Source organism: Streptomyces cyaneus, assembly GCF_004028635.1.
Lineage (GTDB): Bacteria > Actinomycetota > Actinomycetes > Streptomycetales > Streptomycetaceae > Streptomyces > Streptomyces cyaneus.
Genome location: NZ_RQJW01000005.1, coordinates 384,687 through 398,531 on the forward strand (window position 1 = coordinate 384,687; position 13,845 = coordinate 398,531).

At 70.2% G+C, this 13,845-nt stretch carries 14 protein-coding genes; 8 read left to right on the forward strand and 6 right to left on the reverse strand.

The window, feature by feature from the left end:
• Positions 1-8: 8 nt before the first annotated feature.
• The 4 genes from EHO50_RS20320 to EHO50_RS20335 all read right to left on the reverse strand — a co-directional run bounded on the left by EHO50_RS20320 (position 9) and on the right by EHO50_RS20335 (position 2,626).
• Positions 9-881 (reverse strand): GNAT family N-acetyltransferase, encoded by an 873-nt coding sequence (locus tag EHO50_RS20320; RefSeq protein WP_128431748.1) that lies wholly within the window; start codon positions 879-881, stop codon positions 9-11.
• Between the two features lie 121 nt (positions 882-1,002).
• Positions 1,003-1,683 (reverse strand): GNAT family N-acetyltransferase, encoded by a 681-nt coding sequence (locus EHO50_RS20325; RefSeq protein ID WP_128431751.1) that lies wholly within the window; start codon positions 1,681-1,683, stop codon positions 1,003-1,005.
• 23 nt (positions 1,684-1,706) lie between these two features.
• Positions 1,707-2,180, reverse strand: a complete 474-nt coding sequence (locus EHO50_RS20330; RefSeq protein WP_128431754.1) for a Zn-ribbon domain-containing OB-fold protein — start codon at positions 2,178-2,180, stop codon at positions 1,707-1,709.
• Positions 2,180-2,626 (reverse strand): DoxX family protein, encoded by a 447-nt coding sequence (locus EHO50_RS20335; RefSeq protein WP_128431756.1) that lies wholly within the window; start codon positions 2,624-2,626, stop codon positions 2,180-2,182. Before EHO50_RS20335 ends, EHO50_RS20330 begins: the two co-directional genes overlap by 1 nt.
• Before the next feature lie 184 nt (positions 2,627-2,810).
• Between EHO50_RS20335 and EHO50_RS20340 the strand changes: the two genes are divergently transcribed.
• Positions 2,811-4,475: a subtype B tannase gene (locus tag EHO50_RS20340; RefSeq protein WP_128432514.1), complete on the forward strand. Its 1,665-nt coding sequence runs from the start codon at positions 2,811-2,813 to the stop codon at positions 4,473-4,475.
• Positions 4,476-4,593: 118 nt separating this feature from the next.
• On the opposite strand, the gene EHO50_RS20345 is transcribed toward EHO50_RS20340, so the two are convergent.
• Complete coding sequence (locus EHO50_RS20345; RefSeq protein WP_128431759.1) at positions 4,594-5,346, reverse strand: GbsR/MarR family transcriptional regulator; 753 nt, start codon at positions 5,344-5,346, stop codon at positions 4,594-4,596.
• A 225-nt stretch (positions 5,347-5,571) separates the two neighbouring features.
• Here EHO50_RS20345 and EHO50_RS20350 point away from each other — a divergent pair, with 225 nt between their 5' ends.
• From EHO50_RS20350 to EHO50_RS20365, 4 genes are all read left to right on the forward strand, one after another.
• Positions 5,572-6,240: a DUF4097 family beta strand repeat-containing protein gene (locus EHO50_RS20350; RefSeq protein ID WP_128431762.1), complete on the forward strand. Its 669-nt coding sequence runs from the start codon at positions 5,572-5,574 to the stop codon at positions 6,238-6,240.
• 32 nt (positions 6,241-6,272) lie between these two features.
• A complete protein-coding gene (locus EHO50_RS20355; RefSeq protein WP_128431765.1) occupies positions 6,273-7,238 on the forward strand; it encodes an ATP-binding cassette domain-containing protein in 966 nt (321 codons plus the stop codon).
• Positions 7,235-8,053: an ABC transporter permease gene (locus EHO50_RS20360; RefSeq protein WP_128431768.1), complete on the forward strand. Its 819-nt coding sequence runs from the start codon at positions 7,235-7,237 to the stop codon at positions 8,051-8,053. Before EHO50_RS20355 ends, EHO50_RS20360 begins: the two co-directional genes overlap by 4 nt.
• A gap of 327 nt (positions 8,054-8,380) precedes the next feature.
• Positions 8,381-9,580, forward strand: coding sequence for a flavin-containing monooxygenase (locus EHO50_RS20365; protein ID WP_128431771.1), 1,200 nt, complete (start codon positions 8,381-8,383; stop codon positions 9,578-9,580).
• Between the two features lie 16 nt (positions 9,581-9,596).
• Here the strand turns inward: EHO50_RS20365 and EHO50_RS20370 are convergent, their stop codons facing one another.
• A complete protein-coding gene (locus EHO50_RS20370) occupies positions 9,597-10,025 on the reverse strand; it encodes a MerR family transcriptional regulator (protein ID WP_128431774.1) in 429 nt (142 codons plus the stop codon).
• 67 nt (positions 10,026-10,092) lie between these two features.
• Here EHO50_RS20370 and EHO50_RS20375 point away from each other — a divergent pair, with 67 nt between their 5' ends.
• The 3 genes from EHO50_RS20375 to EHO50_RS20385 all read left to right on the forward strand — a co-directional run bounded on the left by EHO50_RS20375 (position 10,093) and on the right by EHO50_RS20385 (position 13,764).
• Positions 10,093-11,691, forward strand: coding sequence for an MFS transporter (locus EHO50_RS20375; protein ID WP_128431777.1), 1,599 nt, complete (start codon positions 10,093-10,095; stop codon positions 11,689-11,691).
• A gap of 89 nt (positions 11,692-11,780) precedes the next feature.
• Complete coding sequence (locus EHO50_RS20380) at positions 11,781-12,023, forward strand: hypothetical protein (protein ID WP_342786961.1); 243 nt, start codon at positions 11,781-11,783, stop codon at positions 12,021-12,023.
• 226 nt (positions 12,024-12,249) lie between these two features.
• Positions 12,250-13,764 carry a flavin monoamine oxidase family protein gene (locus tag EHO50_RS20385; RefSeq protein WP_425472231.1) on the forward strand — a complete coding sequence of 505 codons (1,515 nt, stop codon included), beginning with the start codon at positions 12,250-12,252 and terminating at the stop codon, positions 13,762-13,764.
• Positions 13,765-13,845: the final 81 nt, after the last annotated feature.

Genomic DNA, 13,845 nt, shown 5'->3' on the forward strand with positions numbered 1-13,845 from the left:
GACGCCTCTCAGTAGGTGCGGTTCCCCCGGAAGTCGTACGCCGTGAAGTCGGCCACCGCCCGGTACCCGATGCGCTGGTAGAGGCTGTTGCTGGTCTGGTTGGCCAGGTCCGTGAAGAGCAGCACCTCACGCACTCCGGAGGCGAGCACTGACCGGCTGACCTGTGCGGTGACCGCGCCCGCGTAGCCGCGTCCGCGCAGGTGGGCCGGGGTGTAGACGGGGGCGACCCGGACCTGGCCGGCGACCACCGGGGTCACGCCGGCCATGGACAGGGGGGTGCCGTCCTCGCCCTCCCAGAGGGTGACACCGCCGTAGGAGATCCGCGAGTCGGCCCAGGCGGCGGCGTCGCGGGCGGCGTGGTCGCCGACGGCATCGACGAACTCGCCGTACCAGCGCACCAGTTGCTCCCGGTCCTCCTTGCCGGCCACTCGCGCCCGGCCCGCCGGGAGGGGGTGCGGGGCGGTCAAGTTGCCGAGCCGGTACAGGCGTTGGCGCTGGCTGACGGTGCCCCGGGCGCCCGCCTGTCGACGCCACGCGGCGGCGAAGGCCTCGGCGGTCTCCTGGGCGGCGATGACGCCGGGGACCGACTGGCCGAGGGCGACCAGGTGGGCGGCGAGGGACTCGGCCTCGTCGGGGCTGAGGGGGGTGACGTTCAGCCGGAAGGGCGGGGTGCGGAAGTAGGCGGCGCGCACCTGCCCGCCCAGCTCCAGCACGCCGAAGACGGGTGCCTCGTCGCCGTAGGCACGCAACCCGCTCCTGCGCAGCGTCTCGGTCACCGTCAGGGCGACGGTGTGCAGATCGGGGCGTGAGCGCAGGAAGCCACCGGCGTGGGAGAGGAAACCGGTGAGGTCCTGGGTGCAGTACCAGTCGTCCGGGCGCATACCTCATGATCCCGCGCCCGGGCGGCGCTTGTGCACCCTTTTCCGCCGTGGACACGAAGCCGACACAAGACCCCACTCCCAGGCGGGGGTTGAGGGGCGCCGGGTTCACGCGATTCGTGGTCTACGGGTTGACGTGCCTCGTGGCCTGAGGGCTGACGTCCGGATCGGTCGCGAGCCGCGCGTGCAGATGCACGTCCCGGTACGCGTCGTACCGCCCCGCCTCCCACATCGCATCCCGCAGGGTCCCCTCGTGCCGGAAACCGCACCGCTCGGCGACATGACAGGAGGCGTCGTGGCCGACGGCGTGGCCGAGTTCGAGGCGGTGCAGGCCCAGGCCCATGCCCGGCCCGGCGAGGGCCCAGCGGGCGGTGAGGGCGAGGGCGTGGGTGGCGACTCGGCGCCCGCGGGCCTCGGGCAGGACCCAGTAGCCGACGCGGGCGCAGCTCATGACCCGGTCGATGACGTTGACGCCGACTTGTCCGAGAGGTGCGCCGGTCGCCGCGTCGGTGACGCAGTAGGTCGCCGCCGTGCCCTCCGCCGTTTTCCGTGCCGTATTGCGCAGCGATTCCCGGGCGCTGTCGAGGTCCGTAGTGAGCTTCAGCGGGGTGTTCCAGCGCCGGAACTCCGGGTCGGTGCGCCCCCGGAACCATGCGTCGAGGTCGACGTCGGAGTCCGCGTCCCAGGGACGCAGGCGGAGGCCGTGGCCGTGCAGGTCGGGGATGGGGTGAGCGGGGACGGAGTGGTCGGGGAAGGAGTGGCGGGGGAAGGGGTGTTCGGAAGGTCGTATATCGGCATGGGGCATGGGGCCATTGAAGCCCGCGTCGGTCACTCTCGAGTCCGGAACACCGGCATCCCGTCCCGGAATGCGACCTCCAGCTCCGCGCCGGCCCGCAGCCGCGAGGCGTCCGCGCACTCCACGACCTCGGTCATCATCCGCGGCCCCTCGGCGAGGTCGACGACCGCGGCGACATACGGCGTCCGCTCCCCGAAGGGCGGCAGGTCGTTGCGGTGGACGACGGACCAGGTGTAGAGGGTGGCCCGACCGCTCGAGGGCTCCCACGTCACGTCCTCGCTCCAGCAGTGCGGGCAGAACTCGCGGGGGTAGTGGTGGGCACGTCCGCAGGCCCGGCAGCGGCGGACCAACAGCCGCCCTTCGGCCGCCGCGTCCCAGTACGCGCGCGTGAAGGCGTCGGCTTCCGGGAGGTCGTGGCGCGGACCGGCGGGGTGAGGGCCGGCGGGGGGCGGGCTGCCGGAGGGCGAACCGACTGAGCCTGGACCATCGGCGCGCGAGCCGCCCATCAGAAAAGCCCCAGCGCGCTGTCCAACGACCACGACTGCCATGACATCCCGAACAGCGCGACCAGCGAGATCAGCGCCATCATCGAGTTCTGCCCCTGCTCGGCCCAGTCGTGGATCATCAGGGCGAAGTAGAGGCCGTTGAGCAGCAGCCCGCCGACGAGGGCGATCGGGGTCAGGAACCCGAGGATCAGCCCGAGCCCGAGGGCCAGTTCCGCGTACAGGACGACGTACGCCATGGTCCGCGGCCGTGGCGTGACGACGAGCTCGAAGCCGGAGCGTACGGCGTTCCAGCGGTGCTTGCCCGCCACGTCCGCCGCCCATGCGATCCCGGACCCCTCGAACCAGCTCTTCTTGTCCTTGTGCCGCCAGCTCTCCAGCCACCACAGCCCGAGGCCTATGCGGAGCACGGCCAGCCATTCCGCACCTGTGAGCCAGATCGCGTCCATGGATCTGACGGTACGTCAGATAAGAGGAGCCTGACAATCGCCTGTGCACCCGCGATGAGTTCAACAGAATTGTTGGCAATCTTGTCCGCACTCCCGCTAGGTTCGCAGACGCAAGCCGATAACGCCGAGGGAGCCGAGGGAGCTGGACGTGAAGCACAGGGCAGTCAAGCGCAGGAGCGTCGTCATGGGGATCGGTGCGACCGCCGGAGTCGCGGCGGTCGGGGGCATCGCCCTGACCGCGCAGGCGTCGAGCGGCACGAGCGGCTCGGGATCGTCGTCGTCCCCGTCGTCCCCGTCGTCCTCGTCGTCGGACGCCCTGGTCTTCGACAAGGAGGCGTACTCGACCCTGACGACGACCATCACCGACGCCGACGGCACCGACCACGAGGTGGAGTACCGCTTCTACAAGGCGATCACGTACGTCACCAAGCCGGTCGACGAGGCGTACCAGAGCCTGAACGTCAGCGTCCCCGTCAAGATCGACGGAACGGCCGTGGACGCCACCGACGCCCCGATCCTCTTCGCCAACTCGGTCGGCGGGTACATGCCGTCGTCCGTTGCGGACGCGACCGGCGTGGGCGGGGGCGGGATGACCGGGATGCCGGGGGGTGGCGCGGGCGGCGGCACCCCGAACGCCTCGGCCTCTCCCAGCGCCTCGGCGTCCAGTGGGTCGGCATCCACCGGCTCGGGTGAGGTCGCCTCCGGCGGCAACGGCATGGTGAACGGCCAGGGCAAGATGGTCAGCCTCCCGCAGCTGGCGCTCGCGGCCGGCTACGTCGTCGTCGAACCCGGCGCCCGCGGCCGTACGCTCAAGAACTCCGCCGGCGAGTACTACGGCGTCGCCCCCGCCGCGATCGTCGACCTCAAGGCCGCCGTCCGGTACGTGCGGTTCAACAGGGGCCGCATACCCGGCGACGTCAACCGCATCGTCTCCTCCGGCACCAGCGCCGGCGGCGCCCTGTCCTCCCTGCTCGGCGCGTCCGGCGACAGCCCGCTCTACGACAGGTACCTCAAGGAGATCGGCGCGGCCGAGGCGAGCGACGCCATCTACGCCACCGGCGCCTGGTGCCCGATCACCGATCTGGAGCACGCCGACGGCGCCTACGAATGGAACTGGGGCTCCAACGCCACGAGTTCCGGCTCGAAGGTCGACCAGACGGTGTCGAAGCAGCTGCAGTCACAGTTCGCCGAGTACCAGGCGTCCCTGAGGCTGAAGGGCCTGGGCGGTTTCGGCGCGCTCACCGCGCGCAACTACGACGAGTACCTGGTCAAGCAGTACGTGGAGCCGTCGGCGACCAAGTACCTCGCGGCCCTGTCGGACGCGGACCGTGCGTCGTATCTGGCCTCGAACACCTTCATCACCTGGGCCGGCGGCAAGGCGACGTTCTCCTGGGCCGACTTCCTCACCCACGTGGGCGCCCGCAAGAAGACCACCCCCGCCTTCGACGCCTTCGACCTGTCGACGGGCGAGAACAACCTGTTCGGCAAGGGCACCACCCAGACGCGCCACTTCACGGCCTACAGCGCCAAGCACGACACGACCGGCCTGAGCAGCAAGCGCGTGGCGAGCGACATCCCCGAGCTGCTGCGGCTGATGAACCCGATGTACTTCCTCGTCGAGAAGGCCAACCCGCAGCGCACCAAGCACTGGTGGATCCGCCTCGGCACCAACGACTCCGACACCTCGCACACGGTCTCCGCCAACCTCGCCGCCGCCGCGAACGGCCTGGGCGACGAGGTCAGCCACCTCTACTACTGGGACGAGGGCCACGGCGCCAACTCGGACCCGGGCGACTTCATCAAGTGGATCGCCAAGATCAGCGGCTACAAGGGCAAGCGGACCAAGTAGTCCCATGGGGCCGAGTAGTCCCTCAAGACGCGGTGCCGGTTTCCCGTCATAACTCCGGCCACCGCCCGCACGACGCCGGGCCCGACCAATGTCAGGGCTCGGCGTCGTGCCTTTCCTGTCAGCGATCCGGACTCGGCTCGGCAGTGCCGCCCGAGGTCGTTCCGGGTTTCGTATAGAGGACGTCGCGGGCCTGCTCCGCGGCGCGGGTCATGCTCTCGGCGACGAAGTCGACGAAGCGGGCGATGTTCTCGAGGCGGGTGGCGGCCGGGGTGTCGGGGCCGAGGACGCTGACGCCCTGCCGTGCGGTCTCGGCGAGCTGGGCGGTGGAGCGTGCGCTGGCGATCATCCCCTGGTACCAGACGTCGTCGTCGACGACGTAGCGCTCGCGGCGGCCTTCGTCGCGTTCCCGGCGGATGAGGCCCTGGCCTTCGAGGAACGTGACCGACTTGGAGATGGACGCCGGGCTGACCTGGAGGCGCTTGACGAGTTCGGACGCGGTGAGGCTGCCCGCGTCGGTGGTGTAGAGGCAGGTCAGCACCCGGGACATCATCTTGGGCAGGCCCTGCTGCATGAGGAGGGTGGTCCACGCCTCCTCGTACTCGCGTACGGCCTCGGCGTCGCGCCCGTGGGCCTGCTCGGGCGCCTGCGACCCTCGGGGCGCGGACTGCCTGCGGCGGTGGGCGCGGTGTTCGGTGGCGCGGTGGGCCAGGTCGGCGCGGTAGGCGGTGGGCCCGCCGTTGCGCATCACCTCGCGCGTGATGGTCGAGGTCGGGCGGTCCAGTCGCCTGGCGATCTCCGCGTAGGCGAGGCCGTCGGCCAGCCCCAGCGCGATCTGCTGGCGTTCCTGCTGAGTGAGCCTGCCTCCCGGCACCGCGGTCTCCCTTCGTGCTTCCTTGACGCCTCCAGAATAGCGTTCACTCTCCATTCATTGCAACGGATAGACGGCTGACGTTGCGTTAAATCTAGAGCCGTTGCAACGATTTCTAGGCCTTCACCTGCATCGATGCCAATAAAGCGCAACGACTATGTTGCCGCATCGATGAACGCAACGTAGCTTTTCCTTCGTCGGAAACAACACCGAACACAGGAGAGCACGATGCAGAAGTTCGACACCCCCGCCCCCGTCTCCGCCGTCCTCGACATCCCCGCCGGACGCATCCGGTTCATCGCGGCCGACCGAGCCGACACCACGGTCGAGATCCTGCCCGCGGACGCCTCCAAGAGCCGCGACATGAAGGCGGCGGAGCAGATCGAGGTCGCCTACGGCGACGGCGTCCTGCGGATCGAGGCCCCGGCGGCGAAGAACCGGATCCTCGGCTCATTCGGATCCGTAGAGGTCACGGTCCAGCTGCCGGCCGGCTCCCGCGTCGAGGCGAAGGCGGCCGCTGCTGAACTCCGCGTCGTCGGACGCCTCGGCGACGTCGACTTCGAGGGCGCGCACGGCGCGGTCAGGATCGACGAGGCCGCGAGCGTTCGCCTCACCGCCACCGGTGATGTCTCGGTCGGCCGCCTGGGCGGCCCCGCGGAGATCAGCACCCAGCAGGGCGCCATCCACATCGCCGAGGCGGTGGACGGCACGGTCGTGCTGACCACCCAGATGGGCGACGTGACCATCGGCGCCGCCCAGGGAGTGTCCGCCTCCCTGGACGCCGGCACCGGCTACGGCCGGATCAACAACACGCTCAAGAACACCGACGGCGCCGCCGCCGGCCTGAACATCCGCGCGACCACCTCGCACGGCGACATCACCGCCCGGAGCCTGTAAAAACCCGCAGCCTGCAAAAGGAGCACCCCCTCATGACCGACTTGGCCATCGCGGCGAACGGGCTGCGCAAGTCCTACGGCGACAAGACCGTCCTCGACGGTGTCGACCTGACCGTCCCCGAAGGAACGATCTTCTCCCTGCTCGGCCCGAACGGCGCCGGCAAGACCACCGCCGTCAAGATCCTCTCCACCCTCATCTCCGCCGACCCCGGCACCGGCGACATCCACATCGGCGGCCACAACCTGGCCGCCGACCCCCAGGCGGTGCGCGCCACGATCGGTGTCACCGGGCAGTTCTCCGCCGTCGACGGTCTGATCACCGGCGAGGAGAACATGCTCCTCATGGCGGACCTGCACCACCTCTCCAAGAGCGAGGGCCGGCAGGTCACCGCCGAACTGCTGGAACGCTTCGACCTGGTGGAGGCGGCGAAGAAGCCCGCCTCCACCTACTCCGGCGGCATGAAGCGCCGCCTCGACATCGCCATGACCCTGGTCGGCAACCCGCGGATCATCTTCCTCGACGAGCCGACCACCGGACTCGACCCGCGCTCCCGGCACAACATGTGGCAGATCATCAGGGAGCTGGTCTCCGACGGCGTCACCGTCTTCCTCACCACGCAGTACCTGGAGGAGGCCGACGAACTCGCCGACCGCATCGCCGTGCTCAACGACGGCAGGATCGCCGCCGAGGGCACCGCCGAGGAGCTGAAGCGGATCGTCCCTGGCGGCCACGTCCGCCTCCGCTTCACCGACCCGGCCGCCTACCAGTCCGCCGCCTCCGCCCTGCGCGAGGTCACGCGGGACGACGAGTCCCTCACCCTCCAACTCCCCAGCGGCGGCAGCCAACGCGAGCTGCGCTCCCTCCTCGACCGGCTGGACTCGGCCGGCATCGAGGCGGACGAGCTGACCGTGCACACCCCCGACCTCGACGACGTCTTCTTCGCCCTGACCGGCGGCGGCGCCGACATCCCCAACCAGCCCAAGGAGTCCGCCCGATGAGCACTGTCCAGCTTCCCGCCCGCCCGTCCCGGCTCTCCCTCGCCGTACGCGACTCCGCCACGATGCTGCGCCGCAACCTCCTGCACGCCCGGCGCTACCCGTCCCTCACCCTGAACCTGCTGCTCACGCCGATCATGCTGCTGCTGCTCTTCGTCTACATCTTCGGCGACACCATGAGCGCGGGCATCGGCGGCGGTGGCGCCGACCGCTCGGAGTACGTCGCCTATCTCGTGCCGGGTCTGCTGCTGATGACCATCGGCAGCACCACGATCGGGACGGCGGTCTCCGTCTCCAACGACATGAGCGAGGGCATCATCGCCCGCTTCCGGACGATGGCGATCCACCGCGGTTCGGTGCTCGTCGGGCATGTCGTCGGCAGCGTGCTGCAGTCGATCGTCAGCGTGGTCCTCGTCGGCGCCGTCGGCGTGGCCATCGGCTTCCGCTCCACCGACGCCACCGTCCTGGAGTGGCTCGCGGCATTCGGCCTGCTCGTGCTCTTCGCCATGGCGCTCACCTGGATCGCCGTCGGCATGGGCCTGATCAGCCCCAACGCCGAGGCCGCGAGCAACAACGCCATGCCCCTGATCTTCCTGCCGCTCATCTCCAGCACCTTCGTCCCGGTCGACGCGATGCCGGGCTGGTTCCAGCCGATCGCCGAGTACCAGCCGTTCACGCCCGCCATCGAGACCCTGCGCGGCCTGCTCCTCGGCACCGAGATCGGGCACAACGGATGGCTCGCCGTCGCCTGGTGCCTGGGCCTCGCGGTGCTCGGCTACTTCTGGTCGACCTCCAAGTTCAACGACGACCCGAAGTAACCGCGATGACAACGCGGGCCACCTCCCGCAACCGGTCCCACCCGAGCACCCACACGAGCACCCACCTGAGCACCCACCCGAGATCCACCCGAGATCCACCCCAGGGCGGCGTACACCGACATCCCGTCGGAGTACGCCGCCCGTCCCATGCCCCCTCACCCCGCCCCCACGCCAAGAAATCCACCCCCACACCAGTGGCTCCACGCCCACAACCAGGAGATCTACGCCACAGACCCCACCCACTCCCCCTACAGCCGTGATCGATCCGCAACCAATTCCGGTCTTGACCGAGACCCATCAATCGGCTGCGTGATTACGCTCCCGAACATGGCCGACTCCACAGCGTCCCCGACCCCCACGGACCCGCCCCCCACGGACCGCCCCGTCTACGTCATAGGCGGCGGCCCCGGCGGGCTCTCCGTCGCGTACGCGCTGCGCGCCCAGGGGCTGCGTGCCGTCGTGCTGGAGAAGTCGGACCGGGTCGGCGCCTCCTGGCGGCGCCACTACGACCGGCTCCATCTGCACACCACCCGACGGCTGTCGGGCCTGCCGGGGCTGCCGATGCCGCGCCGCTTCGGGCGCTGGGTGTCCCGGGACGACGTGGTGCGCTACCTGGAGAAGTACGCCGAGCACCACGACCTGGAGATCGTCACCGGCGTCGAGGTCTCCCGCGTCGAGCCCTCGCCGGACGGCTCCGGCTGGCTGCTGCACGCCACCGGCGGACGTGAACTGACCGGCGCCGCGGTCGTCGTGGCCACGGGCCACAACCACACCCCGCGCGTCCCGGACTGGCCCGGCCGAGCCGGCTACACCGGCGAGTTCCTCCACGCAGGCGAGTACCGCAACCCCACCCCCTACGCCGGCCGCGACGTCCTGGTCGTCGGCGTCGGCAACACCGGTGCCGAGATCGCCGTGGACCTGGTGGAGGGCGGGGCGGCGCGGGTGCGGCTGGCGGTGCGGACGGTTCCGCACATCGTGCGGCGCTCCACCGCCGGGTGGGCCGCCCAGTTCACGAGCATCCTCGTACGACGACTGCCGGTCGGCCTCGTCGACCGGCTCGCGAGGCCCGTGGCCAAGCTCAGCGTGCCGGATCTGTCGGACCACGGACTGCCCCGCCCCGACACCGGCCTCTACAGTCGAGTCAAGGAAGGGTCGATTCCCGTCCTCGACGTCGGCCTAATCAACGCCGTACGCAAGGGCCGGGTCGAGATCGTGGCCGCCGTCGACGGTTTCGAGGAGGGGAAAGTCATCCTCACCGACGGCAGCCGCCTCTCGCCGGACACCGTCATCGCGGCCACCGGGTACGTCCGCGCCCTGGAGGACCTCGTCGGCCACCTCGGCGTGCTCGACGCCCGCGGCAAGCCGGTCGTTCAGGGCGCCCGCACCCCGCCCACCACCCCCGGCCTGTACTTCACCGGCTTCACCAACCCGATCAGCGGCAACCTCCGGGAGATGGCGATCGACGCGCAGAAGATCGCGAAGTCCATTGCCCGCAGCGGCGACGGACGGGTTTCGCGTCTGCCGTGACCGAGGGGCCGGCGACTCAGCGCGACGGGACCGGCGATGCGCCGAACTCAGTGCCGACTGCCTCCTCGCAGTCCAGCGCCCGGGCCGCCTCCGCAGGGACGGGCGCGGCGATGATCGCGTCCAACATCTCGCGTGCGGCGCGCAGTTCGTTCATGGCGGCGGTGATCCGATCCCGCTCCCTGGCCAGGTCCACCAGCAGGTCGGGGCAGGCGGCCGCGAGTTGCCCGCCCTCCTCGACCATGCAGGGAAGTACGTCGGCGATGGTCGCGGTGCCCAGCCCGGCGGCGAGCAGCGTGCGGATGCTCCGCACCGTGTGGACATGCTCGTCGGTGTACTCGCGGTACCCGCTCGGCCGTCGCAGCGGACTCAGCAGCCCCTGCTCCTCGTAGTACCGCAGTGCCCGTTCGCTGACTCCGGTCCGCTGCGACAACGCCCCGATACGCATGTGATGACAAGCTCCCCGGAAAAGCGAGTTGACTCTGACATCGTCGTGAGGGTTTAGCTTACGCGGCATGTCAACGGAATCGCCCCACATGCCCCTCCCCCGACAGCCGGCCGGGCCCCGAGAATGGCTCGGGCTGGCCGTGCTCGCGCTCCCCACCCTGCTGCTCGCCATGGACGCCACCGTGCTGTACCTGGCCGTCCCGCACCTGAGCGTGGCCCTCCGACCAGGCGGCAGCGAACTGCTCTGGATCGCCGACATCTACGGCTTTATGATCGCCGGCTTCCTGGTCACCATGGGCACGCTGGGCGACCGGATCGGCCGCAGGAAGCTCCTGATGATCGGGGCGGCCGCGTTCGGCGTCGCTTCGGTGCTCGCCGCGTACTCCACCAGCCCCCAGATGCTGATCGCGGCTCGCGCGCTACTGGGGATGGCCGGGGCGACCCTGATGCCGTCCACCCTCGCGCTGATCACCAACATGTTCCGTGACCCGCGGCAGCGCGGCACGGCCATCGCTGTCTGGGTGACCTGTTTCTCGGCCGGTGTGGCGCTGGGGCCCGTGCTGGGCGGGCTGCTGCTCCAGGCGTTCTGGTGGGGGTCGGTCTTCCTGCTGGGTGTGCCGGTGATGGTCCTTCTGCTGGTGACCGCCCCGGTGCTGCTTCCCGAATACCGCGACACCCAGGCCGGTCGGCTGGACCTGACCAGCGTCGTGCTGTCCCTCGCCGCCGTCCTACCGGTCATCTACGGCATCAAGGAGCTGGCCAAGGGCGGCCTCGCGGTGCTGCCCGTGGCCACCCTGACCGGGGGGCTGGTACTCGGAGTGCTGTTCGTACACCGGCAGTCCGGGCTGGCCAGTCCCCTGGTCGACGTCACGCTGTTCAGGAACCGTTCGTTCAGCGCCGCCCTGGGAATCCAGCTGCTCAGCATCGCCGCCCTGGGCGGGGTCTACCTGTTCATCACCCAGTACACACAACTGGTCGAGGGACTCTCGCCACTCAAGGCGGGGCTATGGCTGCTGCCCGCCGCCGGTGCGCTCATCCTGGCGTCCGCCCTTACTCCGGCGCTTGCCCGCAAGGTGCCCGCCGCGCACATCATCGGGGCCTCGCTGGCGATTTCGGCGGTCGGCTACCTGGTACTCACCCAGGTCGACAGCGTCTCGGGGCTGCCCGTCCTCGTGACCGGCTTCGTCATCGTCTACCTGGGCATCAGCCCCATGTTCGTGCTGGGCACCGACCTGATCGTCGGGGCGGCCCCGCCCGAGAAGGCGGGCTCGGCCGCCGCGATGTCCGAGACGAGCACGGAGTTCGGCGTCGCCCTGGGCGTCGCGGTCCTCGGCACAGTGGGCACCGCCGTCTACCGCGATCGGATGACCGGAACCTTCCCCAGCGAGGTCCCGGCGCGGAAGGCCGAGTCCGCTCGCGACAGCCTGTCCGACGCGACGGCCATGGCGGACGGCCTCCCCAGCCGGCTGCACGACCTCTTGCTCGATCCCGCACGCGCCGCCTTCACCCACGGCCTGAACACCATCAGCGCCATCAGCGCCCTGCTCGTCGCCGCCCTGGCCTTACTGGCCGTACGGCTGCTGCCGCGAACCCGCCCCGACCACGCCACCACAGAGCCGAGCGGGGCCGCAGACATCGAAACCACCACAGCAATCACTGGTTCTTGAGGCTGGTCCTGGCGCTGTTGCGAATCCGCTTGGTGCGACCGCGCTCGGCGAGGAGCTCGAGGGCGTCAGCGTTCGAAGCGGCGGACGCCTTGCGCTGGAGCCAGTCGGACGACGCGAGCAGGGCGTCGGGGTGCCAGGACTGCCCCGTCCACGTCCTCATCGACGACTACGACAGCCACGGCACCGTCACCGTTCTCACCGAACCTGAGCCCGACAAGGCCGACTGGGTTGGAGTCCACCGCGTCGCCTACGGCACCGACGTCACCATCCCTGAAGGCCCCGCCAAGGGATTCGTGATCGGCGAGACGATCACCGGCCCGAAGCGGAGCTGAGCCCACGGCGTCGAGGATCACGAGGCCATCGCCGCCGACGGCGGGCACCGTGACGTAGCCATCCTCGGCTCTCTGCACAGTCCTCCTCAACTCTCCTGCGCACGCCGCTCGTTACTTCTGGGTCAGAAGTTGCGCGAGAGCTGTACCGCGCCCCCGTGCGGAGCCAGAATGTGAGCCCTGTTCAACTTTCCGGCTCCACCCCCTCTTGCTACGACGGAGGACGCACGTGGCACGCGAAAGACAGCTCCCCCAACTCCCCCCGCTCCCCCGGATGTCCCGGCGCTCGCTCCTCGGCGGCGCGGCCGCCGCAGCCGGCGCCGCGACGCTCACCGCGACCACCGCCGGCCCCGCCTCGGCAGCCACCCGCGCGGCGGACGTCGCCATCGTCGGCGCCGGCCTGGCCGGCCTCACCGCGGCCCGCGACCTGGTCGCCGCCGGCAAGTCGGTCGTCGTCCTGGAGGCCCGCGACCGCGTGGGTGGCCGGGTGGTGGGCCTGAACCTCGCGGGCGGTGGAGTCACCGAGGGCGGCGGCGAGTTCATCGGCCCCACCCAGGACCGCATCAAAGCCCTCGCCGACTCGCTCGGCGTGGCGACCTTCGCCACCTACAACACCGGCAACAACCTCCTCTACAAGGACGGCAAGAAGACCCCCTACGCCACCGACGGCATCCTCGGCTCGGTCCCGCCTATCGACGCGGCCGGACTCGCCAACGCCGCGATCGTGCAGGCCACACTGGACGACCTGGCCAAGCAGATCCCGGTCGACGCGCCCTGGACCGCCGCGAAGGCCGACGAATGGGACCGGCAGACCTTCGAGACCTGGCTGCGCGCCAACGCCGTGATCCCGTCGGCCAAGTTCCTCTTCGACGTGGCCTGCACGTCGATCTTCTCGGCCGAGCCCCGTGAACTCTCCTTCCTGTTCGTCCTCTTCTACATCGCCGCCGCGGGCAACGCCGCCAACCCCGGCACCCTGGAACGCCTCACCGAGACCGCGAACGGCGCCCAGGAACTGCGCTTCGTCGGCGGCTCCCAGCTGGTGCCGATCAAACTCGCCGCCACGCTCGGCGACCGGGTGGTGCTGCGCGCCCCGGTGCGCACGATCACCCGGTCCGGCAGCAGTTACGTCGTGACCGCCGACGGCATCACCGTCACGGCCAAGCGGGTCGTCGTCGCCGTACCCCCGCCGATCGCCGCCCGTATCTCGTACGACCCCCTCCTGCCGGCCGCCCGCGACCAGCTCACCCAGCGCCTGCCGATGGCCTCGGTCGGCAAGGCGATCGCGATCTACGACACCCCCTTCTGGCGCGCCGACGGCCTCAACGGCCAGGTCGTCAGCGACACCGGCGTGGTCAGCTCCACCTTCGACAACTCCCCTCCCGACGCCTCCTACGGCGCCCTGATGGGCTTCATCGAGGCCGACGAGGCCCGCAAGCTGGACGCCGCGAGTGAGGCGGAGGTCCGGGCGGCCGTACTGAAGGACTACGTCACGTACTTCGGCGAGAAAGCGGCCTCCCCCACCTCCTTCGTCCTGCAACGCTGGAACAACGAGGCCTTCACCCGCGGCGGCCCCGTCTCCATCGCCGCACCCGGTGTCCTGACCCAGTACGGCCCCGCCCTGCGCGCGCCCGTCGGCGGCATCCACTGGGCCGGGACGGAGACCTCCACCTACTGGATGGGCTTCATGGACGGGGCGGTGCGGTCGGGGGAGCGGGTGGCGAAGGATGTGCTGGAGGCGCTCTGAGCGGCGTCTTGCGCGAGGTCGCCGCGCAGGATCCCGCGTCGGCTCGCCCAACTTTGCGTGCACAGCCATTCCTGACGAAGC